Annotated in this window: 20 protein-coding genes; 8 read left to right on the forward strand and 12 right to left on the reverse strand. The window is 69.6% G+C overall.

The genetic code is table 11. The features are described from left to right. Positions 1-9: 9 nt before the first annotated feature. The 5 genes from ACWCV9_RS23100 to ACWCV9_RS23120 all read left to right on the forward strand — a co-directional run bounded on the left by ACWCV9_RS23100 (position 10) and on the right by ACWCV9_RS23120 (position 4,714). Entirely contained in the window at positions 10-522 is a 513-nt protein-coding gene (locus ACWCV9_RS23100; protein ID WP_385841553.1) for a Jag family protein, read from the forward strand. Positions 523-637: 115 nt separating this feature from the next. Further along, complete coding sequence (rsmG, locus tag ACWCV9_RS23105; RefSeq protein WP_450789163.1) at positions 638-1,354, forward strand: 16S rRNA (guanine(527)-N(7))-methyltransferase RsmG; 717 nt, start codon at positions 638-640, stop codon at positions 1,352-1,354. Between the two features lie 249 nt (positions 1,355-1,603). Then, positions 1,604-2,677, forward strand: coding sequence for a ParA family protein (locus ACWCV9_RS23110; RefSeq protein ID WP_385841805.1), 1,074 nt, complete (start codon positions 1,604-1,606; stop codon positions 2,675-2,677). Beyond that, complete coding sequence (locus ACWCV9_RS23115; protein WP_450789164.1) at positions 2,674-3,774, forward strand: ParB/RepB/Spo0J family partition protein; 1,101 nt, start codon at positions 2,674-2,676, stop codon at positions 3,772-3,774. Before ACWCV9_RS23110 ends, ACWCV9_RS23115 begins: the two co-directional genes overlap by 4 nt. Before the next feature lie 322 nt (positions 3,775-4,096). Then, positions 4,097-4,714 (forward strand): GNAT family N-acetyltransferase, encoded by a 618-nt coding sequence (locus ACWCV9_RS23120; protein WP_385841549.1) that lies wholly within the window; start codon positions 4,097-4,099, stop codon positions 4,712-4,714. Positions 4,715-4,784: 70 nt separating this feature from the next. On the opposite strand, the gene trxA is transcribed toward ACWCV9_RS23120, so the two are convergent. The 7 genes from trxA to ACWCV9_RS23155 form a co-directional block, all read right to left on the reverse strand. Continuing rightward, on the reverse strand, positions 4,785-5,111 hold the full coding sequence (trxA, locus tag ACWCV9_RS23125) for a thioredoxin (RefSeq protein WP_450789166.1): 327 nt from the start codon (positions 5,109-5,111) through the stop codon (positions 4,785-4,787). 50 nt (positions 5,112-5,161) lie between these two features. Then, positions 5,162-6,133, reverse strand: a complete 972-nt coding sequence (trxB, locus tag ACWCV9_RS23130; protein ID WP_450789168.1) for a thioredoxin-disulfide reductase — start codon at positions 6,131-6,133, stop codon at positions 5,162-5,164. Between the two features lie 181 nt (positions 6,134-6,314). Next, on the reverse strand, positions 6,315-7,223 hold the full coding sequence (locus ACWCV9_RS23135) for a hypothetical protein (protein WP_450789169.1): 909 nt from the start codon (positions 7,221-7,223) through the stop codon (positions 6,315-6,317). After that, positions 7,220-7,951 (reverse strand): RNA polymerase sigma factor SigM, encoded by a 732-nt coding sequence (sigM, locus tag ACWCV9_RS23140; RefSeq protein ID WP_450789170.1) that lies wholly within the window; start codon positions 7,949-7,951, stop codon positions 7,220-7,222. The genes ACWCV9_RS23135 and sigM overlap by 4 nt, the downstream gene beginning before the upstream one ends. Positions 7,952-7,977: 26 nt before the next feature. Beyond that, positions 7,978-9,693, reverse strand: a complete 1,716-nt coding sequence (locus ACWCV9_RS23145; RefSeq protein WP_450789171.1) for a protein kinase family protein — start codon at positions 9,691-9,693, stop codon at positions 7,978-7,980. Positions 9,694-9,811: 118 nt separating this feature from the next. Next, on the reverse strand, positions 9,812-12,184 hold the full coding sequence (gene murJ, locus ACWCV9_RS23150) for a murein biosynthesis integral membrane protein MurJ (RefSeq protein ID WP_450789173.1): 2,373 nt from the start codon (positions 12,182-12,184) through the stop codon (positions 9,812-9,814). A 45-nt stretch (positions 12,185-12,229) separates the two neighbouring features. Then, complete coding sequence (locus tag ACWCV9_RS23155; RefSeq protein ID WP_450789174.1) at positions 12,230-14,602, reverse strand: DUF6049 family protein; 2,373 nt, start codon at positions 14,600-14,602, stop codon at positions 12,230-12,232. 256 nt (positions 14,603-14,858) lie between these two features. Between ACWCV9_RS23155 and ACWCV9_RS23160 the strand changes: the two genes are divergently transcribed. Further along, the gene (locus ACWCV9_RS23160; protein WP_450789175.1) at positions 14,859-16,301 is read left to right on the forward strand and encodes a CCA tRNA nucleotidyltransferase; all 1,443 of its coding nucleotides are present in this window, start codon (positions 14,859-14,861) and stop codon (positions 16,299-16,301) included. Between the two features lie 116 nt (positions 16,302-16,417). Here ACWCV9_RS23160 and ACWCV9_RS23165 read toward each other — a convergent pair whose 3' ends face one another. The 3 genes from ACWCV9_RS23165 to ACWCV9_RS23175 all read right to left on the reverse strand — a co-directional run bounded on the left by ACWCV9_RS23165 (position 16,418) and on the right by ACWCV9_RS23175 (position 19,594). Next, complete coding sequence (locus tag ACWCV9_RS23165) at positions 16,418-17,680, reverse strand: MFS transporter (RefSeq protein ID WP_450789177.1); 1,263 nt, start codon at positions 17,678-17,680, stop codon at positions 16,418-16,420. A gap of 104 nt (positions 17,681-17,784) precedes the next feature. Next, positions 17,785-18,867: an inositol-3-phosphate synthase gene (locus ACWCV9_RS23170; RefSeq protein WP_014673757.1), complete on the reverse strand. Its 1,083-nt coding sequence runs from the start codon at positions 18,865-18,867 to the stop codon at positions 17,785-17,787. Positions 18,868-18,910: 43 nt separating this feature from the next. Then, positions 18,911-19,594 (reverse strand): PadR family transcriptional regulator, encoded by a 684-nt coding sequence (locus ACWCV9_RS23175; RefSeq protein WP_385841539.1) that lies wholly within the window; start codon positions 19,592-19,594, stop codon positions 18,911-18,913. A gap of 396 nt (positions 19,595-19,990) precedes the next feature. Between ACWCV9_RS23175 and ACWCV9_RS23180 the strand changes: the two genes are divergently transcribed. Both ACWCV9_RS23180 and ACWCV9_RS23185 read left to right on the forward strand, forming a co-directional pair. Beyond that, positions 19,991-22,717, forward strand: a complete 2,727-nt coding sequence (locus ACWCV9_RS23180; protein WP_450789179.1) for a transglycosylase domain-containing protein — start codon at positions 19,991-19,993, stop codon at positions 22,715-22,717. 128 nt (positions 22,718-22,845) lie between these two features. Then, a complete protein-coding gene (locus ACWCV9_RS23185; RefSeq protein ID WP_450789180.1) occupies positions 22,846-24,390 on the forward strand; it encodes a glycosyltransferase family 87 protein in 1,545 nt (514 codons plus the stop codon). A gap of 103 nt (positions 24,391-24,493) precedes the next feature. Here ACWCV9_RS23185 and ACWCV9_RS23190 read toward each other — a convergent pair whose 3' ends face one another. Together ACWCV9_RS23190 and femX are read right to left on the reverse strand one after the other, a co-directional pair. Further along, a complete protein-coding gene (locus tag ACWCV9_RS23190; RefSeq protein ID WP_450789182.1) occupies positions 24,494-25,525 on the reverse strand; it encodes an alanine racemase in 1,032 nt (343 codons plus the stop codon). A gap of 81 nt (positions 25,526-25,606) precedes the next feature. Continuing rightward, the gene (femX, locus tag ACWCV9_RS23195; protein ID WP_385841533.1) at positions 25,607-26,728 is read right to left on the reverse strand and encodes a peptidoglycan bridge formation glycyltransferase FemX; all 1,122 of its coding nucleotides are present in this window, start codon (positions 26,726-26,728) and stop codon (positions 25,607-25,609) included. Positions 26,729-26,831: the final 103 nt, after the last annotated feature.

Below are 26,831 nucleotides of genomic sequence, written 5' to 3' on the forward strand. Positions count from 1 at the left end.
GCCCATCCCGTGACGGAAGGCACCACCTCCGCCGCTGCCGAGGGTGCAGACGCCCTCACCCGCCTGGAGCAGGAGGGTGACATCGCAGCGGACTACCTGGAGGGTCTGCTCGACATCGCCGACCTCGACGGCGACATCGACATGGACGTCGAGGGCGACCGCGCCTCCGTGTCGATCATCAGCGACGCCGGCAGCCGCGACCTGCTGAAGCTCGTCGGCCACGACGGCGAGGTGCTGGAGGCGCTGCAAGAGCTGACGCGTCTGGCCGTGCACCGGGAGACCGGTGACCGCAGCCGGCTGATGCTGGACATCGCGGGCTTCCGGGCCAAGAAGCGGTCCGAGCTGTCCGAGCTGGGCGCCAAGGCCGCCGCCGAGGTGAAAGCCAATGGCGAGCCCGTGAAGCTCAAGCCGATGACCCCGTTCGAGCGCAAGGTCGTGCACGACGCGGTCAAGGCGGCCGGGCTGCGCAGCGAGTCCGAGGGCGAGGAGCCGCAGCGGTTCGTCGTCGTGCTGCCCGCCTGATCGGTCCCACGTTTCACCGGCCCCGTCTGTAGCGCAGACGGGGCCGAACTTTGTCAGCCTGTAGTTCTGGTGGCCGGCGCGCGAAGCGCCGGTGCTGTACGGAAGGACGGTCCCCGTGACGGAGGCAGCGGAGCTTCCCCCCGCGCCCGAGCAGGCTCGGGAAGTGTTTGGTGATCGCTTCGCCGATGCGGTCCGCTATGCGGAGCTGCTCGCCGAGGCCGGCGTGCAGCGCGGACTGATCGGCCCGCGGGAAGTGCCCCGCCTGTGGGAGCGGCATCTGCTGAACTGCGCGGTGCTCTCCGAGGCCGTCCCCGAGGGAGTGACGGTCTGCGATGTCGGCTCCGGCGCGGGGCTCCCGGGCATCCCGCTCGCCCTGGTCCGGGAGGACCTCAACATCACCCTCCTGGAGCCGCTGCTGCGGCGCACCAACTTCCTGACCGAGGTCGTCGAGCTGCTCGGCCTGGACCATGTCACCGTGGTGCGCGGCCGTGCCGAGGAGGTCATGGGCAAGCTGCCCCCGGTCCATGTGGTGACCGCCCGGGCCGTCGCCCCGCTGGACCGCCTGGCCACCTGGGGCATCCCGCTGCTGCGCCCGTACGGCGAGATGCTCGCCCTGAAGGGCGACACGGCCGAGGAGGAGCTGAAGGCCGCGGCCACCGCGCTCACCAAGCTGGGTGCGGTGGAGACGTCGATCCTGCATGTGGGCGAGGGCGTCGTGGACCCGCTGTCGACGGTGGTGCGGGTGGAGGTCGGGGAGAGCCCCGGCGGTGTCCGCTTCGCCGCCAAGCGCGCGAAGGCGGCGCGGATCGGCCGAGCCCGCCGCCGTCGCTGAGACGTACTCCACACAAGCTGCCCAACCCACTCAAGTCGGAGTGTCGCGAAGGTCCGGCCCACGGCGCTGTGCATCGTGTTTCACGTGAAACGTCGCTCACTGCTGCACGGCATCATCAGTCGTGGCCGCGCCGCGGCCGAACCTCGCGACCGTAAGCCCCTCGGTTCACTCGGAGGGGCATCGGAGTTGTCCACAGAGGTGGATTTCTCCACAGAACGCCAGACCTCACTGGTTCGCGACCCCGAAGACATGGGAGGCTCTGTTCATTGCGAGCCTGAAGTCGAGGAGAGTGAATCCTTGCGGTCCGACGCCAACATCGCGGGACCGATGACCGATCCGGTCCCCGGTCCCCGTACCGAGTCGATGGGGGCGGATGTTTCACGTGAAACACCGCCCCCGATGGACGACACTCCGATCGGTCGTGCGGCCCAACTGGCGGTGGAGGCTCTCGGTCGCGCCGGTGAAGGCCTGCCACGACCGGAGCAGACCCGTGTCATCGTGGTCGCCAACCAGAAGGGCGGCGTGGGCAAGACGACGACGACCGTCAACCTTGCCGCTTCGCTGGCTCTGCACGGGGGCCGCGTCCTCGTGATCGACCTCGACCCGCAGGGCAACGCATCCACGGCCCTCGGGATCGACCACCACGCGGAAGTGCCCTCCATCTACGACGTGTTGGTCGAGAGTAAGCCGCTCGCCGAGGTCGTCCAGCCCGTCCCGGACGTCGAAGGCCTCTTCTGCGCCCCCGCCACCATCGATCTCGCCGGTGCGGAGATCGAGCTGGTGTCGCTGGTCGCCCGCGAAAGCCGGCTCCACCGTGCGATCCAGGCGTATGAGCAGCCGCTGGACTACATCCTCATCGACTGTCCGCCCTCGCTCGGTCTGTTGACGGTCAACGCACTGGTTGCGGGCCAGGAGGTCCTCATCCCGATCCAGTGCGAGTACTACGCACTCGAAGGGCTGGGACAGCTGCTGCGCAATGTCGACCTGGTGCGGGGCCACCTGAATCCCGGGCTGCATGTGTCGACCATCCTGCTCACCATGTACGACGGCCGGACGCGTCTCGCCTCCCAGGTCGCGGAAGAGGTGCGCACCCACTTCGGTGACGAGGTGCTGCGGACGAGCATTCCCCGCTCGGTCCGTATCTCCGAGGCGCCGAGCTATGGACAGACGGTGCTGACCTACGATCCAGGATCGAGCGGCGCCCTCTCGTATCTTGAGGCGGCCCGAGAAATCGCGCTGAGGGGCGTCGGCATCAGCTATGACGCGAGCCATGCCCACATCGGCGCCCAGAACGACCCGAGCATGGTGGAGGGGATCCAGTGAGTGAGCGACGGAGGGGGCTGGGCCGTGGTCTCGGCGCACTGATCCCCGCTGCCCCGACCGAGAAGAACCCGGCCCCGGCCGCACTGGGAGGGGCCGCATCCGCCTCCCCCGCAGCCGTCCCGGTGCTGACGACCGACCGTGGCGTGGCCGCGGCGAAGGTGGCCACCCTGCCACCTGTTTCACGTGAAACCGAGGCGCGTCCGGCGGGTCCGACCACGGACCTGCCCGCGGCGCCGGTAGGTGCGCACTTCGCCGAGATCCCCCTCGACGCGATCACGCCGAACCCGCGCCAGCCGCGCGACGTCTTCGACGAGGACGCGCTGCACGAGCTGGTGACCTCCATCAAGGAGGTCGGCCTTCTCCAGCCCGTCGTCGTACGGCAGCTGGGCCCGGCCCGCTATGAACTCATCATGGGTGAGCGCCGCTGGCGCGCCTGCCGTGAGGCCGGCCTGGAGGCCATCCCGGCCATCGTCCGGGCCACCGAGGACGAGAAGCTCCTTCTGGACGCGCTGCTGGAGAACCTGCACCGCGCGCAGCTGAACCCGCTGGAAGAGGCCGCCGCCTACGACCAGCTCCTGAAGGACTTCAACTGCACCCACGACCAGCTGGCCGACCGGATCGGGCGCTCGCGCCCCCAGGTCTCCAACACCCTGCGGCTGCTGAAGCTGTCGCCGACGGTGCAGAAGAGGGTCGCCGCCGGGGTGCTGTCCGCCGGTCATGCCCGGGCTCTGCTGTCCGTGACGGACTCGGAGGAGCAGGACCGGCTGGCCCACCGCATCGTCGCCGAGGGGCTGTCCGTGCGGGCCGTCGAGGAGATCGTGACCCTCATGGGCTCCCGACCGCAGAAGCCTCAGCGCCCCAAGGGGCCGCGGGCCGGCTCCCGGCTCTCTCCGGCACTGAACGAGCTGGCGACCCGGCTGTCGGACCGCTTCGAGACCCGGGTGAAGGTCGACCTCGGTCAGAAGAAGGGCAAGATCACCGTGGAGTTCGCCTCCGTGGAGGACTTGCAGCGGATCCTGAGCACCCTCGCCCCGGGAGAGGGTCCGGTCCTGCACCAGGAGATGCAGGACAGTGAGGGGGAGGAGCAGGAGGACTGATCCTCGTGCGACCCCGCCCGACCGTGTGAGGAGCGGGCCGTGTCCGGTGTGCACCGGAACACGGCCCGCTCTTTGCTGGCATGCAGTATCGAGTGCATCGCATCGTGGATACGATGCGAACGGGTATGGCGCATCCACCGGACAGCATCTGCATCTCTGAGTGGGGAGACGGGGCCATGCGAACGATGAGCCGCACCGGACTGGTGAGCGCGGGCCTGGGCCTTGGAGCGGTCGGCGGATTCGTCGGCAGCCTGCTCAGGGAACGGAGCGCTCTGACAGCCGCTCGGTCTGCGGCGGGCGAAGGAAGCGAGGATCAGCCTTCATGGGGCGTCGGCTCGTACCGCTCACGCTGGACAACCTTCAGGACCTTCCCCCACGCTGTCGCTCGTGCGTCTTCTGGGAGCTGGATCCCGTCAGCGGCGAAGCGGCGGTGAAGGCGGGCACCTCCGCGCTCGAGAAGGAGTCCTGGATCTCGGCCGTCCTGCTGGACTGGGGCTCGTGCGGCCGGATCGTCTATGTGGACGACCTGCCGGTCGGCTATGTGCTCTACGCCCCGCCGGCCTATGTCCCGCGCTCGGCGGCCTTTCCCACCAGCCCGCTCTCGCCGGACGCCGTCCAGCTGATAACCGGCTTCGTCCTGCCGGGGTACCAGGGCCAGGGACTGGGCCGGGTGCTGGTGCAGACGGTCGCCAAGGATCTGCTGCGCCGGGGCTTCAAGGCGATCGAGGCCTTCGGTGACGCCCGCTGGAAGGAGCCTGCCTGCCTGCTGCCGGCCGAGCATCTCCTCGCCGTGGGCTTCAAGACGGTCCGGCAGCATCCCGCACACCCTCGGCTGAGGCTGGAGCTGCGATCCACGCTCTCCTGGAAGGAAGACGTGGAGATGGCGCTCGACCGGCTTCTGGGGGCGGTCCACAAGGAGCCCGCGCTCAGGCCGCTGTAGCGTCAGGACGCTGACACAAGCGAATGGGCCAACCCCTCGGGGTTGGCCCATTCGTGTTTCACGTGAAACGTCACTCGGCGATGAAGTCGGCGAGGTCGCGCTCGATCGCCGCCTTCGGCTTGGCGCCGACGATCGTCTTGACGACCTCCCCACCCTGGTAGACGTTCAGGGTCGGGATGGACATGACGCCGTACTTGGCGGCCGTCGCCGGGTTCTCGTCGATGTTCAGCTTGACGATCTCGATCTTCTCGCCGTGCTCGGCGGCGATGGCCTCGAGGGACGGGGCGATCTGACGGCACGGACCGCACCACGCGGCCCAGAAGTCCACCAGGACGGGCTTGCCACTCTTGAGAACGGCCTCATCGAAATCGGCGTCGGTCACTGCCTTCAGGGCCACGGCTGGCTCCTTATCTTGATCATGCGGTGGGGCGGGGAAGGGGCGAAAGATCAGACAGCGGCGGTCTTCTCGGGCTCCGCCTTCTCCTCGTCCGCGAGGGCGGCGAGGAAGCGCTCGGCGTCGAGGGCGGCAGAGCAGCCGGTGCCGGCCGCGGTGATCGCCTGACGGTACGTGTGGTCGACCACGTCACCGGCGGCGAAGACACCGGTCACATTGGTGCGGGTGGACGGCGAGGCGACCTTGAGGTAGCCCTCCTCGTCCAGGTCCAGCTGCCCCTTGAACAGCTCGGTGCGCGGGTCGTGGCCGATCGCGATGAACAGACCCGTGACGGGCAGCTCGGACAGCTCGCCGGTCTTGACGTTGCGCAGCTTCAGGCCCGACAGCTTCTGCTCGCCCTGGACCTCGGCGACCTCGCTGTCCCAGACGAACTTGATCTTCGGGTCGGCGAAGGCGCGCTCCTGCATCGCCTTGGAGGCGCGCAGGGTGTCCCGGCGGTGGACGATCGTCACGGACTTGGCGAAACGCGAGAGGAAGGTGGCCTCCTCCATCGCGGTGTCGCCGCCGCCGATCACGGCGATGTCGTGGTCCTTGAAGAAGAACCCGTCACAGGTGGCGCACCAGGAGACACCGCGGCCGGAGAGAGCGTCCTCGTTCGGCAGGCCCAGCTTGCGGTGCTGGGAGCCGGTGGTGACGATGACGGCCTTCGCCCGGTGCACGGTACCGGCGGAGTCGGTGACGGTCTTGATCTCACCGGTCACGTCGACGGAGACGATGTCGTCCGGCACCAGCTCGGCGCCGAAGCGCTCGGCCTGCGCGCGCATGTTGTCCATGAGGTCGGGGCCCATGATGCCGTCGCGGAAGCCCGGGAAGTTCTCGACCTCGGTGGTGTTCATCAGCGCACCACCAGCGGTGACGGCACCCTCGAACACCAGGGGCTTCAGCGACGCACGGGCGGTGTACAGCGCCGCCGTGTAGCCTGCGGGCCCGGAGCCGATGATGATCACGTTACGGACATCGCTCACGGCTTGATTCCTCGTCTCTGGTCTGCGTCGATCGACCGGGGGGAGCCCCTTTCGGAACTCTCACCCCACCCAACGGATCCTACGGGGCGCGCATTCCCACTGTGTCCGGGCACACGCGTGCGCATGCCGTGGGGCGGAGCCGCCCGGCCGGTCACGGAGCCCAGGGAGGGCTCCGGCGGGTTCAGAGCCTGTGGAAGGACTGCTTCAGCAGCACCGTGCCGGTGGAGCCGGGCTGTCGGCCGACGCAGGCCGCGTCGACGACATAGGCCGTGACCTGTCGGCTGTCGGCCGCGTCGGGCACCACGACCAGATAGGCGGACTTCCCGGCGTAGGTGCCGGTCTTGGCACCCAGGACGTCCTTGTCCGGAAGGATCGCCTGCTTCACACACTCGGGGACGGCCGTGTTGGTTCCCAGAAGGGTGTGCGCGCTTGCGGTCGAGCCCGGGACGTTCTGCTCGGTCTCGGTGCCCTTCCGGGAGCGCGGGCTGTTGGCCGCGTCCGGGTTCTTCTCCGTGGCGAGCAGGGAGTCCACCTGGTGGTGGACGCTGCTGCCGGAGAAGGCCACGGCAGGCGGCGGCACCTGGTCGTGAGCGGTGGAGCGCGAGGAGTGGCCGGCGAGCGACTGGATCACCAGGGATCCGGCGCCCAGCGCGGCCACGGTGAGGACAGTGCCGAGCGCCAGGCGCCTACGGCGTCGGCCCCGGTCGTGCCCCTTGCGTCCAGGCCCGGTCGCCGCGTGCGGACGTCCGGCCGGCCGGTCCGGCGCGAGCGATGTTTCACGTGAAACATGCGCTGCCTCGTCAGCCTGCGCGGTGTCGGCGGCCGGGGCGGTGTCGGCAGCCTGTGCCGCCTCGGCGGCGAGGGCGGCATCGATACGGAGGGCCACGTCGTCGGGCATGCGGTCCGGCACCGGCACGGATCCCAGCAGCCCCCGGATCTCCTCCAGCGACACCTGTACATCCGCGCACAGCTCGCAGTCGTCCAGGTGTCGCCGTAGATCCGCGGCGCGCTCCGGAGGGAGAAGGCCTTCGGCAAGCTCGGAGATCTCCGCGACGTCCGGGTGCCCGGCCGTGTCTGTCGTGGAAGTCACGCTCGCCCACCTCCGCCCTTCACTACGGCTGAATCATTCGGTCCCGCGTTCCTGGGGCGTGCGCCAGGAGGCTCCGTTGCCGGTGTGACGGATGCCTGCTGCATCCGGTTCCGTTCCGCGGCGGATTCGCTTGAGCGCCCGCCCGGGCCGCCTTCGGGCCGTAGATGGGTGAGCAGCGGCAGGAGTCTGGCTCTCCCCCGGGCACACCGGCTCTTCACCGTTCCCGCCGGCACCTCGAGGATCCGTGCGGCCTCGGCGACCGGGTAACCCTGCATGTCGACGAGGACGAGCGCCGCCCGCTGTTCCTTGGGAAGGGTGCCGAGCGCTTCGAGGAGCTGGCGGTGCACGTCGTTCCGCTCGGCCGGTGCCGATGCCGATTCGTGCGGCTCCAGCAGCTGCTCCAGCCGCTCGGTGTCGTCGACCGGGGCGGTCTTGCGTGAGGCGGCCTTGCGGGCACGATCCAGGCAGGCGTTCACGGTGATCCGGTGCAGCCACGTCGTGACGGCCGACTGGCCCCGGAAGGTGTGAGCGGCCCGGTAGGCCGACACCAGGGCGTCCTGGACCGCGTCGGCGGCCTCCTCGCGGTCCCCGAGCGTCCGCAGCGCGACCGCCCAGAGCCGGTCCCGATGCCGCCGCACGATCTCACCGAAGGCGTCGGGGTCGCCCTGCACATGGCGGGCGAGCAGATCCTGGTCGCCCACTCCGTCGTAGCCGGTGCCCTCCGCCATCTGCCCCCTCCGCTCCGGGTGAGACGTCAGCCCGTGAACTGCACTTCGCCGATGGCCTGCTTGTAGCCGGCCATGGAGTACGTCTGCGGGTCCTCTCCCGAGTACGGCACGGCGGTCAGCCACACGAGGACGTACTGCGTCTTCACCGGCTTGCCGAGCTTCACCGTGACGGAGGTGCCGCTGGTCTGGGCCGAGCCGATCCGGTGCATCGAGGCCAGGGACGGCGGCGTCAGCGAGTCGGCCGAGTAGAGCTCGACCGTGGTGTGGTCGTTGCCGTAGCGCAGGCTGAGGGTGGCCGTGCTGAGATTCCGCGCCGAGCCCAGGTCGTAGACGATTCCCACGCCCGGCTTGTAGGGCGCCAGCTCCGGGCCCTCGGTGAAGCTCCTGGTGCGCCAGTACGTGGACGGGTTCCCGTCGTACGTCTTGGCCGCGTCGCTGGGGTGCTGGGCGCCTCCCTCGGCGATGAACTCCCGGCTGTCCTTGATGCTTATCCTCGTCGGCTTCGGCGCGGGGTTGTTCTTGTCGCCGTTGTCCGAGGTCTGGCTCTTGTTGGTGTCGTTCGACTTGTCGTGGCCCATCAGCGCGTCCGCCAACTGCCAGCTGCCCAGGCCGAGGGCGGCGATGAGGAGGGCGGAGACCGCCCACTTCAGGGCCTTGCCGGTGCGGCTCTGCAACGGCGGCGGCGGGGCCGTGATCGGCTGCGTGGCGCCCGGGTGCGGTGCGGTACGGCCGTACGTGCCCTGCTGGTAGGCGGTGCGCTGGTACTCCGGAGGAGCGGTGAACGCCGGCTCCGGCGGGCGGATGCGCGGCATCTCGCCGATCGCCTTGACGAGTTCCTCCGGCGTGGTGCAGGGGGACTCGTGGCGGGAGGCGGTGGCGCCGTCGTTGGCGAGGGCGCGCATGGCCAGCTCGGACAGGCCGCGGTGGACCCCGGCCCGTACCTGGTCCGGTGCGATCAGACCGATGTCCTTGGGCAGGCCGGACAGCCCGTAGGCGTCGTTCTCGTACGGCCAGCGCTGGGTCAGCGCGGCGTACAGCAGGGCGCCGATGGACTCGGTGTCGGTGCGCTGCGGGGTGTCGGAGCTGATGCCGCGCAGCGCGGCGTTGACCGCGAGGCCGCGCAGCCGCCACTGGCCGGTGGAGGTACGCAGCACGGCGTTCGGGTTCAGCCGCAGATGGGCGAGGCCTTCGCGGTGCGCGGCGGCCATGGCGGAGGCCACCTGACTGACCATCTGGTAGGCGTCGTGCGGTTCCAGCGGTCCGGCCGCGAGGAGCGTGGTCAGCTCGGTCGCGTCGGGCAGCCATTCGTGCACGACGTACACGAGGTCGTTCTCCTCGACGGCGTCGAGGACCTGCACGAAGCGGGGGTCGCCGAGCAGCGCGGAGGCCCGCGCGGCGGCCAGGACGGAACGGGCCCGTGCATGGTCCGCGGGCAGGATGTGGACGCCGACGGCCCGGCGGAGTTTCTCGTCGACCGCACGCCAGCTGCTGAATCCGTCCAGACGGGTGACGCACTCCTCCAGGCGGTACCGTCTGGCCAGCTTGTGCCCGCTGTGCAGTTCGGGAGGCGAGGCCTTCTTCGCGGCACCGTCGGTGCCGCCGCTCATTCCTTCGTCGCTGTCCGTATCCCGCTCCGGGTTCTGGGCCACCCCGTCGGCCGTGGACTGGTCCGCCTTGGCGGTCAGCGGTTGCTCACCGCTGGTGTCTGCCACGTCGACGGCAGCCGTGCTCCGTTCCGCCACCGTCGTCCCTGCCTCCCCATCCGTTGCGCGCTGTCCGACGCCGAAACCAATTGTGCCCACAGTCCGCTGCTATGCACGACACACAGCGGCGGACGATGGTTGTGCCCCTACCCTCGCCTCAGCGCCCCAGACGCCCGCGGACCATTCCCACGAGCGAGTTGAGTTCCTCGATGCGCATCCTGCGAGCGGCGACGAAGAAGACACCGAGCAGGACGGCACCACCGACGATCAGCGCGGCGAACGAGCCGACGACGCCCTGGCCGAGAGTGTGCCCGATGCCGTAGCAGGCCGCGCCACTGAGCAGGGCTGCCGGGATCGAGGCGATGCACAGGCGCGCGTAGGTCCGCAGTACCCGGGAGCCGTCCAGGTCGCCGGCGAGCCGCTTGCGCAGCCGCCGCCAGGCGACCCCCACCCCGATGGCGTAGGCGAGGCCGTACGCGGCGGCCATGCCGGCGACGGCCCAGCGGGCCGGGAGCAGGAAGTAGCAGAGCGCGGAGGCTCCGGCGTTCACCACGGCCACGATGACGGTGTTGTAGAAGGGGGTGCGGGTGTCCTCGTAGGCGTAGAACGCGCGGAGGACGACGTACTGCACCGAGTACGGGATCAGGCCGAGGCCGAAGGCCATCAGCATGTAGCCCATGTTGGTGGCCTCGCCGGTACCCGAGGAGCCGAAGATCAGCGTGCACATCGGGATGCCGAGCGAGAGGAAGCCGAAGGCGATCGGGACGATCGCGACGGCGGTGGTGCGCAGGCCCTGGGAGATGTCGTCGCGTACGGCGCCGCCGTCGCCCTCGGCGGCCGAGCGGGAGATGCGCGGCAGCAGGGCGGCCATCAGGGAGACGGTGATGATGGCCTGCGGCAGGCCCCAGATCAGCTGGGCGTTGGCGTAGGCGGCGAAGCCGGTGCCCGCGACGCCGGAGTCCTTGCCGGCCGCCGTGGACAGCTGGGTGACGATCATGGCGCCGGCCTGGTTGGCGAGGACGAACAGCACCGTCCACTTGGCGAGCATCGCGGCCTTGCCCAGGCCGTGGCCCCGCCAGTCGAACCGCAGCCGGATCCGGAACCCGGTCTCGCGCAGATACGGGATCATCGCCAGCGCCTGCACCACCAGGCCGAGCAGCACCCCGACGCCGAGCAGGCGCTGCCCCTGCGGCGGGATGTTGGTGACCTTCATGTGGGAGTCGGCGGCGGTGCCGTAGACCCAGATGAACATGCCGAGCGTCACGATGATGACGATGTTGTTCAGGACCGGGGTCCACATCATCGCGCCGAACTTGCCGCGGGCGTTGAGGATCTGACCCATCACCACATGGATGCCCATGAAGAAGATCGAGGGCAGGAAGTAGCGGGTGAAGGTGACCGCGACGTCGTTGGCCGCCGGGTTGGTGGCGACCGGGTTGGACAGCATGCGCACCAGCAGCGGCGCCGCGAACATCGCGAGACCGGTCAGTGCGGCCAGGGCCACCATCACCAGGGTGAGCAGCCGGTTGGCGAAGGCCTCGCCGCCGTCGTCGTCCTCCTTCATCGCCCGCACCAGCTGGGGCACGAAGACGGAGTTCAGACCGCCGCCGACGGTGAGGATGTAGATCATCGTCGGCAGCTGGTAGGCGACCTGGAAGGAGTCGCCGAGGAAGCCGAGGCCGAGCGCGGAGACGATCAGCGCGGAGCGCACGAAGCCGGTGAGGCGGGAGACCATCGTGCCCGCCGCCATGACGGCGCTGGACTTGAGCAGGTTGGCCGCCTTGCCGCCCTTCTTCGCGGGAGCGGCGGTGGCCACGGCCGCTTCGGGCTCGACGGTCACGGCCGGGCCGACGGGCTCCGGCACCCCGACCGGACCCGGCACCGGGGGCTGCCCCGGCCGGCCGGCGGCGGCAGCGGACGCGTAGGCCGCCTCGGCGTACGGGTCGGGCTGCTGCGGGGCCTGACCGGGCTGGGCCTGGTACGGCCCCGGCGCTCCGGGTCCCTGAGCGGGGCCGGGCGGGACGGCGGGGCCCGGGACGGCGGTGGGGTCCAGGGGCGTGTGCCCGCCGCTGTGCTGCTGGTCCTTGAAGAGATGCGCGAAGGCGTCCGGCTCGTGGTACTCCTCGCCGGAGTGCGAGACAAGGTCGTCCACGCCCACGTACTGGGTGGTGCGCGGGTCGTCGCCGTAGGGCAGGTACGGGGACGGGCTCTCCGGCTCGGGAGCCGGGGTCTGCGCCCACACCTGGGGGTCGGGGGCGTACGGGGACTGGGCGGGCGCGGCGTACAGCGGCTGCTGGCGGTCGTGCGGGCCGGGAGCCGGCGGCGGGTGCGCGGCACGGTCGTAGAGCGCCTCGGCGACCGGGTCCTGCGCGGAAAGGTCCTGTGCGCGGTAGGGGTCCTGGTCGTAGGCGTCCTGGAGGTACATGTCCGCCGCGTGCTGCGGCGGCACCTGGCCGGGCTCGGGCGGCGGCTCGGGGTAGCCCGAGCCGGCCGCGCCCTGGCCGCGATCACCGTCGTACGGCGCGTTCATGCTTACCCCACCTCATCGTCCCGGGCCCACCGGCCACGACATCGCTCAACGGTCCACTCTCTCACCCGTCCCGGACGGGTCGGCGCTTTCCGGTGCGGTGTCCGGCGCAGGGTCACTCGGCTGCTCCGGGTCGTCTGCCCCGGACACGGAGTCGGACTCCTCCGGGAGACGGTCGCCGGACGGTCCGGGGTTCCCCGGCTCCTCGGCGCCCTCACCCGCGGCGTCGGGACCGGACTCCTCGGCCCGGCGGGCGGCCGCGCGCTTGCGCTGGGTGTACATCCGGAAGCCGGCGAGGACCAGCAGCAGCACGCCGCCGCCGATGACCAGCATCACGGTGGGCGTGACCTCGGTGACCTTCACGTCGAAGGTGACCGCGTCACCGTACGGCTGGCCGTCCTCGGTGTAGAGCCGTGCGACGACCGTGACCCGGCCGTTGGCATTGGCCGAGGTGGTGAACTTCACCGACTGGCTGTGTCCGCCGGAGATCTCGACGGGCTCCTCGTCGTAGGCCTTGCCGCCGATCTTCAGGCGGGTCGGCATGGTCGAGGTGAGGCGCAGCACCAGGTGGCCGACCGGCTGCACCAGGTTGTTCTGGACGGTCACCGGGATGGTGGCGCTGCGGCCGGAGAGCTTGGTCTCCGACTTGTCGATCAGCTTGACCTGGTCGGCCAGCTCGTCGAGCCATGCCTTCACGCCACTGCGGTAGGCGTCGGCCCGGCCGCTGCGACCACGCCACGACGTGGACATCTCCCGGTTTATGGCCAGCCCGAACGGGGTCACCACCCGGGACTGGTCGGAGAGGATCACCCGGAAGTTGTCGAGCTTCTCCTGGGTGCTCGCGATCTCCTCGAACGCCGCCTGCGGCAGCTCCTGCCGGCGCAGCGACGAGGGGTAGCCGGACGTCGACGGAATCCGCGTGGTGGCGTTCGGGTCCGGCTTGTCCTTGGCGGCCGCGCTGAGGTCCTCGGACTGCGACCAGGTGCCGCCCTGGAGCGCCTTCAGCGCCGTCGCCATCGCCTGCGCCTGGCCCGCCGTGGGCATCCGCTGCGGGGCGACGACGATGCTGCGCTGCTTGTCCGTCTGCTCGTTCACCTCGAGGCTCTGAGCCAGGAACTGCTGCACCGCGAGCGTGGCGGCACCCGCCTTCGACAGATCGCCGTCGAAGGCGGTGGACAGCCGGGCGTCCGCGACCACCGCCGTGGTGCCGCCGCCGACCGGACGGGCGGCGGAGGGCGTGTAGGACAGCCCCGCGGTCTCCTGGAGGCTGTCGCTGCGGGCGATCACCCGGTCGGCTCCGGCGGAGGTCGCGACCTTGATGATCGACGGGTCCACGGCGCCGTCCACCGGCCAGGCGAAGTCGGTGGTGGGTGTGACGTGCAGCACCGTCTTCACGGTGGTGGCGGCGACGTCGGTGGCGTCCTTGAGGTGGCTGAGCGAGCCGGTGACGCGGGTGCCGTTGTGCGCGAGGGAGGCCAGGTCCGGGTCCGCGAACGGCAGCGCGACGACCTCCTTGCCCGTCACCGCCTGTTGCAGGTTCGCCAGCCACTGCTTGGCGACGGCCTGGTGCTCGGCCGAGCCGGGCGTGGTGGTGCCACCGGCGCCCTGGAGCCGGTAGTTGCCGGTCGCCATCCTGTCGACCGAGGCCAGCAGGTCCGGGTCGATCACCCAGGTGACGTCGAGGTCCTTGCCGAGGTCCACCATCCGGGCCAGCCGGCCGCCGGGTGCCAGCTCCTTGGCCAGGTCGTCGTCGAGGAACACCGGTGTCTGCAACTCACCGGCGCCGGTCTTGGCCGTCATATGGACCGTGGAGAGCAGCGGCCACAGGAACGTCGTCTTCGTCTTGGTGTCGGCGTCGGACGGCTGCCACGGCAGGAAGGTCCGCTGGATGCCCAGCGGCTGGTCCCAGGGCTGGGCGGCGGTCTTGCCGGACAGGGAGACACCGAACTCGTAGACGCCCTCGTCACCGAGGTCGAGCTTGTCCACGGGCACGGAGATGCTGAAGCGCTCGGCGACGCCCGGGGCCAGCTTGGCGAACTTCTGCTGGTACTTGCCGCCGACCTGGGAACCCGTACCGCTCTGGAGATCGTCGGCGTGCCGGGCGACGTCGTCGATCGCCGCGCGGGTGGTCAGCGGGGCGCCGACCTCCAGATCGACATGGGCGCCGGTGACGGGCTGTTTGCCGTTGTTGGTCACCGTGCCCGAGACGGTCAGTGTGTCGCCGTCCGTGGGGGCGTTCGGCGTGAGGGAGTCCAGGGAGACGGCCACCGTGTCCGAGGAGGCCGCCTGTGCGGGCGCCGCGGCGGGCAGCTGGAACAGACCGGCCAGCAGCGGCGCCCCGGCGAACAGCGCTCCTGTACGCCGGAGCCACCGGCGGCCAGGTGCGGCACTGGTCCCGTGCAAGTCAGCCGCCTCGGCCACGCGCTCGCCCGTCCCTCGTCGTGTCAGTGGTCGTCGGATTGTGCGTCCACGCATGGTAACGATGCGCGCGAAGAGGAAGTGCCGCGGTCTCCTCCACAAGATCGGGGAGCTGAGGTCTGCCGTCCTCTCTATCCAGTATCGGGGGAAGAGCCGCTATGCGCCGCAAGCACCGTGCTTGCGGCCGGTATGGCAGAGAGTGTCCCCGGCCCCTTATGCGGGAGCCTCCGGACGCCGGGGGCACGTACCCTCTTCTGTTGTGCCGAACCCCAACGAAGACACTCCCTCTGCCCTGAGCCAGGCGCAGCACCGCGCGGTCGCCGAGCTGCTGCGGGTGGCGCCCGTCGCCGACGACCTCGCCCGCCGATTCCAGGAGGCCGGGTTCTCGCTCGCCCTGGTCGGCGGATCGGTCCGCGACGCGCTGCTCGGCCGGCTCGGCAACGACCTGGACTTCACCACCGACGCCCGTCCCGAGGACGTACTGAAGATCGTCCGACCATGGGCGGACGCCGTCTGGGAGGTGGGGATCGCCTTCGGCACCGTCGGCGCGCACAAGGGTGGCTACCAGATCGAGATCACCACCTACCGGTCGGAGGCGTACGACCGCACCTCGCGCAAGCCCGAGGTGTCTTACGGCGACTCCATCGAGGACGACCTGGTCCGCCGTGACTTCACGGTCAACGCGATGGCCGTGGCGCTGCCGCAGAAGGAGTTCATCGACCCGCACGGTGGCCTGGAGGATCTCGCGGCGCGGGTGCTGCGGACGCCGGGCACCCCGGAGGAGTCGTTCTCGGACGATCCGCTGCGGATGATGAGGGCCGCCCGCTTCGCCGCCCAGCTGGACTTCACGGTCGCCCCCGAGGTCATCACCGCCATGACCGACATGGCCGGGCGTATCGAGATCGTCTCCGCGGAGCGGGTCCGTGACGAGCTGAACAAGCTGGTCCTCTCCGCGCACCCGCGCCAGGGCCTGACCCTGCTGGTCGACACCGGGCTGGCCGACCGTGTGCTGCCCGAGCTGCCGGCGCTGCGTCTGGAGCGCGACGAGCACCACCGGCACAAGGATGTCTACGAGCACACGCTGATCGTTCTGGAGCAGGCGATCGAGCTGGAGCAGGACGGCCCCGACCTCACGCTGCGGCTGGCCGCCCTGCTGCACGACATCGGCAAGCCGCGGACGCGCCGCTTCGAGAAGGACGGCCGGGTCTCGTTCCACCACCACGAGGTGGTCGGCGCCAAGATGACCAAGAAGCGCATGACCGCCTTGAAGTACTCCAACGAGCTGGTGAAGGACGTCTCCCGGCTGGTCGAGCTCCACCTGCGCTTCCATGGCTATGGCACCGGGGAGTGGACGGACTCGGCCGTCCGCCGCTACGTCCGCGACGCGGGCCCGCTGCTGGACCGGCTGCACAAGCTGACCCGCTCCGACTGCACCACCCGCAACAAGCGGAAGGCGGCCGCGCTGTCCCGGGCCTACGACGGCCTGGAGGAGCGCATCGCACAGCTCCAGGAGCAGGAGGAGCTGGACGCGATCCGCCCGGACCTGGACGGCAACCAGATCATGGAGATTCTGGGCGTCGGCCCCGGCCCGGCCGTCGGCAAGGCGTACAAGCACATGCTGGAGCTGCGCCTGGAGAACGGCCCGATGGAGCATGACGCCGCGGTGGCGGCGCTCAAGGAGTGGTGGGCTGAGCAGAGCTGAGCCGCTTCGGCCCGGGCGCGGGGGATGTTTCACGTGAAACACTCCGCCGTCCCGAGAAGCCGAGGGGTCGATGTTTCACGTGAAACATCGACCCCTTTGCCGTTGTGCCGACCGTCTCAGTGCCGCTGGAAGCGAGCCAGGGCCACGGCGACCCCGCCGTAGATGAGGGCCACCAGGACGACCAGAGCTGTGGAGCGGCCGTCCGGCGGGAGCATGAGGGCGGCCACTCCGGCTGCCCCCACGAACGCCACATTGAAGAGGACGTCGTACACGGAGAAGATCCGGCCGCGGAAGCCGTCGTCGACACAGGCCTGCACGATCGTGTCCGTGGCGATCTTCGCGCCCTGGGTGATCAGACCCAGGACGAACGCCGCGACCAGGAGCGGCCCGGTGGCGAAGGGCAGGCCGAGGGCGGGTTCAAGTACGGCGGCGGAGCCGGAGCACACCACGATCCAGCGGCCCGGGCCGAGCCGTCCCGCTGCCCAGGGTGTCACCACGGCCGCCGCGAAGAATCCCGCCCCGGACAGTGCGAGTGCCAGACCGAGCAGCCGGAGTCCTTCGTCCGGACTGGAGGACAGGGTGTAGCGGCACAGCATGAGCAGCAGGACGAGGAGCGCGCCGTAGCAGAAGCGCATCAGCGTCATCGCGGCCAGCGCCCAGGCCGCGTTTCTCCGGCCGGGGGTGGTCAGGTGCCGGACGGCGGCGAGCAGCTCGCGGGCCGTGCGGGCGAGCGCCGTCCCCAGCCGGGGCCGGTCGGGCTGTGGCTCGGGGCCGAGGAGAGCGGGCGGCATGCTCAGGGCCGCGAGGCCGGCGCACAGATAGAGAAAGGCGCCCAGCAGCACGACGGCGGCATCGGAGCCGGATGCCGCGAGCCGGACGAGGAAGGCGAGGCCGCCGCCGGCGGTCGCGGCGAGTGTCCCGGCCGTCGGGGAGAGGGAGTTGGCGAGCACCAGGCGTTCGCTGTCGACCACCCGGGGCAGGGCGGCGGACAGACCGGCGAGGACGAAGCGGTTGACTGCCGTGACGCACAGGGCGGAGAGGTAGAAGAGCCAGCTCGGGGCGGGGCCGAGCATCAGCGCGGCCGTGACCGTGGCCAGCAGGGCGCGCAGCAGATTGCCGTACAGGAAGACCTGACGGCGCCGCCAGTGGTCGAGCAGGATGCCCGCGAAGGGACCGACCAGCGAGTAGGGGAGCAGCAGGACGGCCATCGCCGAGGCGATCGCCGTGGCCGAGGTCTGCTTCTCCGGGGAGAAGACGACGTACGCGGCGAGCGCGACCTGGTAGACGCCGTCGGCGCCCTGGGAGAGCAGGCGAACGCAGAGCAGACGCCGGAAGTGCCGCAGGCGCAGCAGGACACGCAGGTCACGGACGACGGGCATGGGGCACAGCCTCACACATGCGGAAGGTCCCCGGGTCGGGCGACCCGGGGACCTTCACAGCCCTGGCAGGAGCGTTCTCGTGCGAGCGGTCGCCGTCAGGCGTCTTAGCGCTCGACCTCGCCGCGGATGAACTTCTCGACGTTCTCGCGGGCCTCGTCGTCGAAGTACTGGACCGGCGGGGACTTCATGAAGTACGAGGACGCCGACAGGATCGGGCCGCCGATGCCGCGGTCCTTGGCGATCTTCGCGGCGCGCAGGGCGTCGATGATGACACCCGCGGAGTTCGGGGAGTCCCAGACCTCGAGCTTGTACTCCAGGTTCAGCGGAACGTCACCGAAGGCACGGCCCTCGAGGCGGACGTAGGCCCACTTGCGGTCGTCCAGCCAGGCCACGTAGTCGGACGGGCCGATGTGGACGTTCTTCTCACCGAGGTCCCGGTCGGGGATCTGGGAGGTGACGGCCTGCGTCTTGGAGATCTTCTTGGACTCCAGGCGCTCGCGCTCGAGCATGTTCTTGAAGTCCATGTTGCCGCCGACGTTCAGCTGCATGGTGCGGTCCAGGATGACACCGCGGTCCTCGAACAGCTTCGCCATGACGCGGTGCGTGATGGTGGCGCCGACCTGGGACTTGATGTCGTCACCGACGATCGGGACGCCCGCCTCGGTGAACTTGTCCGCCCACTCCTTGGTGCCGGCGATGAAGACCGGGAGGGCGTTGACGAAGGCGACCTTGGCGTCGATGGCGCACTGCGCGTAGAACTTCGCAGCGTCCTCGGAGCCCACGGGCAGGTAGCAGACCAGGACGTCGACCTGCTTGTCCTTCAGGACCTGGACGACGTCGACCGGCTCGGCGTCCGACTCCTCGATGGTGGCGCGGTAGTACTTGCCGAGGCCGTCGAGGGTGTGGCCGCGCTGGACGGTGACACCGGTGGTGGGCACGTCGCAGATCTTGATGGTGTTGTTCTCGGAGGCGCCGATCGCGTCCGCGAGGTCGAGGCCGACCTTCTTGGCGTCCACGTCGAACGCGGCGACGAACTCGACGTCACGGACGTGGTAGTCACCGAACTGGACATGCATCAGGCCGGGGACCTTGGACGCCGGGTCGGCGTCCTTGTAGTACTCGACTCCCTGCACCAGCGACGCGGCGCAGTTGCCCACGCCGACGATGGCTACGCGAACCGAACCCATTCCGGTTGCTCCCTGTGTGTACGAGTGAGGCCCTGAATGGGTCTCACGTGGCGGTGTCGTCGGGCGTATCCGTCCGGGGGGTTTCCCCGGTACGGGGCAGGCCGCCCGTCGATCCAGTGGTGGTGTCCTGCTGAGCGGACTCCCCGGATGCGGAACCCCTCAGGTCCCGCCCGGCCCGCTCGCTCTCGATGAGCTCGTTCAGCCAGCGCACTTCGCGCTCCACGGACTCCATCCCGTGGCGCTGGAGCTCAAGCGTGTAGTCGTCGAGGCGCTCCCGGGTGCGCGCCACGGAGGCGCGCATCTTCTCCAGGCGCTCCTCCAGGCGGCTGCGCCGGCCCTCCAGCACGCGCATGCGCACATCGCGCGAGGTCTGCCCGAAGAAGGCGAACCGCGCGGCGAAGTGCTCGTCCTCGTACGCGTCGGGGCCGGTCTGCGAGAGCAGCTCCTCGAAGTGCTCCTTACCTGCCGCCGTCAGCCGATAGACGATCTTGGCGCGGCGTCCGGCGAGCGGAGCGGCGAGGGCGTCCTCATGGGTGCTTCCGGGCTCCTCGGTCAACCAGCCGTTGGCGAGCAGCGTCTTGAGGCAGGGATACAGGGTCCCGTAGCTGAAGGCTCGGAACACACCCAGAGACGTATTGAGTCGTTTGCGCAGCTCATAGCCGTGCATCGGGGACTCGCGGAGCAGGCCGAGCACGGCGAACTCAAGGATGCCGGAGCGCCGGCTCATGGTCGCCTCCTCTCGGTCCCACAGGTCGGTCCCGCGGGCCTCGCAGTGCTTCTCAGCGTCTTTATCTCGTGCTGATGTATCGACTCGATACATCAGCACGATAGAACGGCCTGAGGTATGCGACAAGAGGAGCCGCGGTGAACGGGATCACATCACCGATTCGTAGGAGGTGAGTTGCCTGATTTGCGGTGAACTTCGGGGCTCGGCGGGTTTTGGCGGTGCGTAGTCTGTGCGGCATGCAGACCACCGGGAACCAAGCGACGCCTGGGGAGCGTCGTCGTCCTCGGTGCAGTACGGGTGAATGCGCAACCGACCACATCCGTACTTCGGGGGGACCGGAAACCAGCCGCTGTTCCAGGCGCGCACGGGCGCGCCTGCCCGAGGAGTAATCGTTCGATGAGCGAGCACCGTCGCAAACCGCCGCAGCCGCAGGATGGCGGACGTGCCGCGGCCCGGCGCGGCCAGTCCGGCTCGTCCTCCGGTCGCCGTGCGGCACCGCGAAGCGCCACCGGGTCTTCTGCCGACTCCTATGGGTCCAGTTCCTATGGGACCGGCTCCCCTGACCCGGGAGGTGAACAGCGTCCCCCCGGTGGCCGGGCCGAGGCCCGCCGGGCGGCGCAGAAGGGCGGACGGCGCAGAGGCGCCGACAACGCGGGCCCCGGCGGCAGGCGCGGTGGTCCGGGCGGTCCGACGGGCCCCGGCCGCGGCAGGGGCCGTGCGGCGACGGCGCCCGGCAAGAAGCGGATCATCGACTACCCCCGGGCCGAGAAGTTCGGGTGGCGGCGCTGGGTCCCGTCCTGGAAGCTCGTGACGGGCCTGTTCATCGGTTTCCTCGGAAGTCTGGTGGCGGTCGCGGGCATCGGGTACGCGATGGTGAGCGTGCCGAACGTCCAGCAGATCGCGACGGCGCAGAACAACGTCTACTACTGGTCCGACGGCTCACAGATGGTCGCCACCGGTGGCGAGGTCAACCGGCAGATCATCAACTACGCCGACATCCCCAAGGAGATGCGCTACGCCGTCATCTCCCAGGAGAACAAGACCTTCGAGACGGACAGCGGCGTGGACCCGAAGGGCATCGCGCGCGCCGTCCTGAACATGGCGCGGGGCGGCGAGACGCAGGGTGGTTCGACGATCACCCAGCAGTACGTGAAGAACGCCATGCTGAACGACCAGTCGCAGACGATCTCCCGCAAGTTCAAGGAGATCTTCGTCGCGATCAAGGTAGGCGCCACCGTCAAGAAGAAAGACATCATGGCGGGCTACCTGAACTCGGCCTACTTCGGCCGGGGTGCCTACGGCCTCGAAGCCGCCTCCCGTGCCTACTTCAACGAGGAGGCCAAGAACCTGAACCCGGGCCAGTGCGCCTTCCTCGCGGCCATGCTGAAGGGCGCCACCTACTACGACCCGGCGGGCGCGGTCTCACTGGACCCGGCGGCCACTCCCGACGCGAACAAGAAGCGTGCCCAGCTACAGATGCAGGACACCCTCGACAAGATGGTGAAGTACGGCCATCTGAGCCAGGCGGAGCGGGCCAAGTACACGACCCTGCCGAAGGTCCAGAACCCCCGGTCGAACAGTCGGCTGAGCGGTCAGATCGGTTACCTGGTCGACCTCGCCAAGTCCTACCTGATCAACAACAGCGACAAGACCCACGTCACCGCGGACGATCTCCAGAAGGGCGGCTACCGGATCTACACGACCTTCGACAAGAAGAAGGTCCAGGCGCTCGAAGCCGCGGTGAAGAACGTCCAGAAGACGAACATCAAGCCCAAGCTGCGGCCGAAGACCGACACCCACGTCCAGTTCGGCGGCGCCTCGGTGGAGCCGTCCACGGGTGCCATCCGGGCCATCTACGGCGGTGAGGACGCGACCAAGCACTTCACCGACAACGCCGACTCGACCGGTGCCCAGGTGGGCTCGACGTTCAAGCCGTTCGTGCTGGCGGCGGCCATGAAGTGGGGCGTGCGCAACCCGGACGGGCCGCCCAACCAGGCCCAGGACGAACGCACCATCGCCTCCCCCAAGAGCCTCTACAGCGGCGAGAACAAGCTCAAGATCCGGAACTACGACCACACCGTCTGGAAGGACAAGGACGGCAACGAGTGGCTCCAGACGAACGACGGCGGCGAGTCCATCGGTCACGCGCCCGACTACAAGATCGACCTGCGTGAGGCCATGCAGTACTCGGTCAACTCCGCGTACGTCCAGCTCGGCATGGACGTCGGGCTCGACAAGGTGAAGTCGACTGCCCTGGACGCGGGCATCCTGGACAGCAGCCTCGCCAGCGCGAACTACCCGTCGTTCTCGATCGGTACCTCCTCCCCGAGCGCGATCCGGATGGCCGGTGCCTATGCCACCTTCGCCGCCAGCGGCGAGCAGAACGACCCCTACTCGGTCCAGAAGGTCGAGAACAAGGACGGTCTTGTCTTCCGGCACACCGCCGAGGCCCATGACGTCTTCACCCCGGCCGTGGCGGACAACGTCACCGACGTCCTGAAGACCGTGGTCGAGAAGGGCACCGGTACCAACGCCCAGCTGCCCGGCCGTGAGGTGGCCGGTAAGACCGGTACCACGGACGGCAACAAGTCCGCCTGGTTCGTCGGCTACACCCCGCAGCTCTCCACCGCGATCAGCATGTTCCGCCTGGACGACAACGCGAACAACAAGGCGCGGACCTTCCTGGAGATGTACGGGACCGGCGGCCAGGAGAAGATCCACGGTGCGTCGTTCCCGGCCGAGATCTGGCACGACTACATGTTCCAGGCGCTGAAGGGCCAGCCGGCGCAGCCGTTCCCGACCCCGGAGCCGATCGGCAAGGTGCTCAACGCGGCGCCCAGCCCGGCACCGACGCCGTCGGCCACCCAGAGCCCGAGCCAGAGCGCGTCGCCGAGTCCGTCGCCCAGCGCGTCCTCGCCCTCCCCCTCGCCGTCGGCGAGCCAGACGTGCAACGGCTGGGGCTGGAAGTGTGACACCACCGGAGGCACCGACACGGGCGGTGGTACCGATGGCGGCCCGTCGCCGTCGCCCAGCGTCACGGACACCTCCACGACCGGAGGTACCACCCGGGGCAACGGCAACGGCAATGGCAACGGAGGCATCTTCGCTGGTCCGACCGGTTAACCAAGCGGTCTGACCGATGGGCGGCGCTCAGGCCCGCCCCGGGTGTTTCACGTGAAACATGGGCCGCCGCACCGCCAGGTGCGGCGGCCCTCGGCGTTTTCCTGGGCAGGTACGGCAGGATGTGGCCCATGCCCAGTGCAGAGACGACGCCCGCGAGCGTGCATGAGCCCGAGTACGGGCGGCCCGCCCCGGCGGAAACGGTGCAGCCGACCAAGGAGGACGAGGTCGCCGCGGCCGGCAGTGAGCTGATCGGTGGTCCCATCGGGCGGCGCGCCCTGCTCGGGACCTCCTGGTGGACCCCTGTCCGAGTCGTCGCACTCGTGGCGATCGGCATGTTCGCCCTCGGACTGGTCCAGAAGGCGCCGTGCTACCACACCGCGTGGTTCTACGGCGCGAGCAGCCAGTACACGAAGGCCTGCTACTCGGACATCCCGCACCTCTACCAGGGGCGCGGGTTCGCCGACCATCTCGTGCCCTACTTCGACAGACTCCCGGACACCATCTCCGGGGGCATGGACTACCTCGAATACCCGGTGCTGACCGGCGTGTTCATGGAGGTGGCCTCCTGGCTGACACCGCACAGCGGCACCATCCAGCACCAGGAGCAGTGGTACTGGTTCGCCAACGCCGGGATGCTGATGGCCTGCGCGGCCGTCATCGCCGTATGCGTGGCCCGTACGCACCGCCGGCGTCCCTGGGACGGGCTGCTCGTCGCGCTGGCGCCCGCCTTCGCGCTGACGGCGACCATCAACTGGGACCTGCTGGCGGTGGCGCTGACGGCCGCAGCGATGCTGATGTGGGCCCGGAGCCGTCCGGTGGCCTTCGGTGTCCTCCTGGGGCTCGCCACGGCCGCCAAGCTCTATCCGGTGTTCCTGCTCGCCCCGCTGTTCGTGCTGTGCTGGCGGGCCGGAAAATGGCGGGAGTACGGCCAGGCGGTGGGCGGTGCGGTGATCGCCTGGCTCGTGGTGAACCTGCCGGTGATGCTCTTCGCCTGGGAGGGCTGGTCGAAGTTCTACACCTTCAGCCAGGAACGGGGCGTGGACTTCGGTTCCTTCTGGCTGATCTGGGCCCAGAACACGACCAACCCGCCCAGCACCGACTTCGTGAACTCCGCCGCCATGGTGCTGGTGGTGCTGTGCTTCCTGGGGATCGGCGCGCTGACGTTCGTCGCCCCGCGTCGGCCGCGCTTCGCCCAGCTGGCCTTCCTGATGGTCGCGGCCTTCATCCTCACCAACAAGGTCTACTCCCCGCAGTACGTCCTGTGGCTGGTGCCGCTGGCCGTCCTCGCCCGGCCCAAGTGGCGGGACTTCCTGATCTGGCAGGCCTGCGAGGTGGCGTACTTCCTGGGCATCTGGATGTACCTCGCCTACACGACGAGCGGAGAAGCCCACAAGGGCCTGCCGCCGCACGGCTACCACTGGGCGATCGCGCTGCATCTGCTCGGCACGCTGTACCTGTGCACCGTCGTCGTACGGGACATCCTGATGCCGGAGCGGGACGTGGTGCGCCGGTCCGGTGACGACGATCCCTCGGGCGGGGTACTCGACGGCGCGGAGGACGTCTTCGTGCTCACCAGTGCGGCCCACACCCCGCGGCACGCGGCCCAGTTCGGCGCTCCGCAGGTGGACTGGGGGCGCCCGGAAGTGGCACCCCACCAGGACGGTTCGTTCTGAGCGAACATGCTGGGCGGCGCATCCGAGGGCATGAAGAAGGCCGTACACGAGGAATCGTGTACGGCCTTCCCGCTGTTCGGTGCGGAGCTGCCCCGGGCAGGGCTCAGTTGTCCACGAGACGGTCGAACTGCGTGGTGGTGTGCCGCAGGTGGGCCACCAGTTCGTCACCGACCTTCGGCTCCGGCGCGTCCGACGGCACGAACAGGATCGACACCTGCATGTGCGGCGGCTCGGCGAACCAGCGCTGCTTGCCGCCCCAGACGAACGGAGAAAGGTTCCGGTTGACCGTGGCCAGGCCGGCCCGGGCGACGCCCTTGGCGCGCGGCATGACGCCGTGCAGGGCCTTCGGGGCCTCCAGGCCCACCCCGTGCGACGTGCCGCCCGCCACGACCACCAGGAAGCCGTCGGAGGCCGCCTTCTGCTGCCGGTAGCCGAACCGGTCGCCCTTGGAGACACGGGTGACGTCCAGGACGGCGCCGCGGTACTGGGTGGCCTCGTGGTCCCCCAGCCACAGCCGGGTGCCGATCCGGGCGCGGAACCGGGTCTGCGGGAACTGCTGCTGGAGCCGGACGAGTTCGTCCGCCTTGAGGTGGCTGACGAACATCGTGTGCAGCGGCAGCCGCGCCGCGCGCAGCCGGTCCATCCAGCCGATGACCTCCTCGACGGCGTCCGAACCATCGGTGCGGTCCAGCGGCAGGTGGATCGCGAAACCCTCCAGGCGGACGTTCTCTATGGCCTGGTGCAGCTGCGGCAGCTCCTGCTCGCTGATGCCGTGCCGCTTCATCGAGGACATCACCTCGATGACCACGCGGGCGCCCACGAGGCCGTACACACCGTCGACCGACGACACCGAGCGCACCACCCGGTCGGGCAGCGGCACGGGCTCCTCGCCGCGCCGGTACGGCGTCAGCACCAGCAGGTCGCCGCCGTAGAAGTCCTTGATGCGCGCGGCCTCGTAGGTCGTGCCCACGGCGAGCAGGTCCGTCCCGAGCCGGGTGGCCTCCTCCGCCAGCCGTTCGTGTCCGAAGCCGTAGCCGTTGCCCTTGCAGACCGGGACGAGCCCCGGGAACTGCTCCTGCACGTGCTTGTGGTGCGCCCGCCAGCGCGCGGTGTCGACGTAAAGCGTGAGCGCCATGGCCGGACCAGGACCTTTCTCGTGGCTGCGGTGGATCGAAGGGGTGCGAACTGTGAGGCTATGGAATCAAACGGCCGCGGCTCAGCGGCGCGACATGTAGATGTCCAGCGCCTTGTGGAGCAGCTTGTTCAGCGGGAAGTCCCACTCGCCGAGGTACTCGGCGGCCTGCCCGCCCGTGCCGACCTTGAACTGGATCAGGCCGAACAGGTGGTCCGTCTCGTCCAGCGAGTCGGAGATGCCGCGCAGGTCGTAGACGGTGGCGCCCATCGCGTAGGCGTCGCGCAGCATCCGCCACTGCATGGCGTTCGACGGCCGGACCTCGCGGCCGATGTTGTCGGAGGCGCCGTAGGAGTACCAGACGTGCCCGCCGACGATCAGCATCGTCGCGGCCGAGAGGTTCACGCCGTTGTGCCGCGCGAAGTACAGCCGCATCCGGTTGGGGTCCTCGGTGTTGAGGGCCGTCCACATGCGCTGGAAGTACGACAGCGGGCGGGGCCGGAAGTGGTCGCGCACCGCCGTGATCTCGTACAGCCGCTGCCACTCGGCGAGGTCCTGGTAGCCGCCCTGGACGACCTCCACGCCGGCCTTCTCGGCCTTCTTGATGTTGCGGCGCCACAGCTGGTTGAAGTTCTTGTGGACCTCTTCCAGGGACCGGTTCGCGAGCGGCACCTGGTAGACGTAGCGCGGCTGGACGTCGCCGAAGCCGGCGCCGCCGTCCTCGCCCTGCTGCCAGCCCATGCGGCGCAGCTTGTCGGCCACCTCGAAGGCGCGCGGCTCGATGAAGTCGGCCTCCAGGTCGCGCAGGCGCTTCACGTCCTGGTCCTGGATGCCCTTCTTGATGGTCTCCGCGTTCCAGCGACGGATGATCACCGGGGGGCCCATCTTCACGGAGAAGGCGCCCTGCTGCTTCAGGTGGGCCAGCATCGGCTGGATCCAGTCGTCCAGGTTCGGCGCGAACCAGTTGATGACCGGGCCCTCGGGGAGATACGCGAGGTAGCGCTTGATCTTGGGCAGCTGCCGGTAGAGGACCAGGCCCGCGCCGACCATCTCACCGGTGCGGTCGTCGAACCAGCCGAGGTTCTCCGAGCGCCACTCCGCCTTCACGTCAGCCCAGGCCGGAACCTGCATGTGGCTCGCCGACGGCAGGCTCTGGATGTATGCCAGATGCTGCTCGCGACTGATGGTCCTCAGGGTCAGGCTCATTCGGGGCGCTCCTCGGGCTGGTGTGTCCCCATGGGTACAGGGGCTCCGGCTCTCGCGCCGAAGCCTACTGCGCCGTGCGAGCGCCCCGACTGGGGCGTACGGG

Source organism: Streptomyces sp. NPDC001606 (assembly GCF_053596835.1).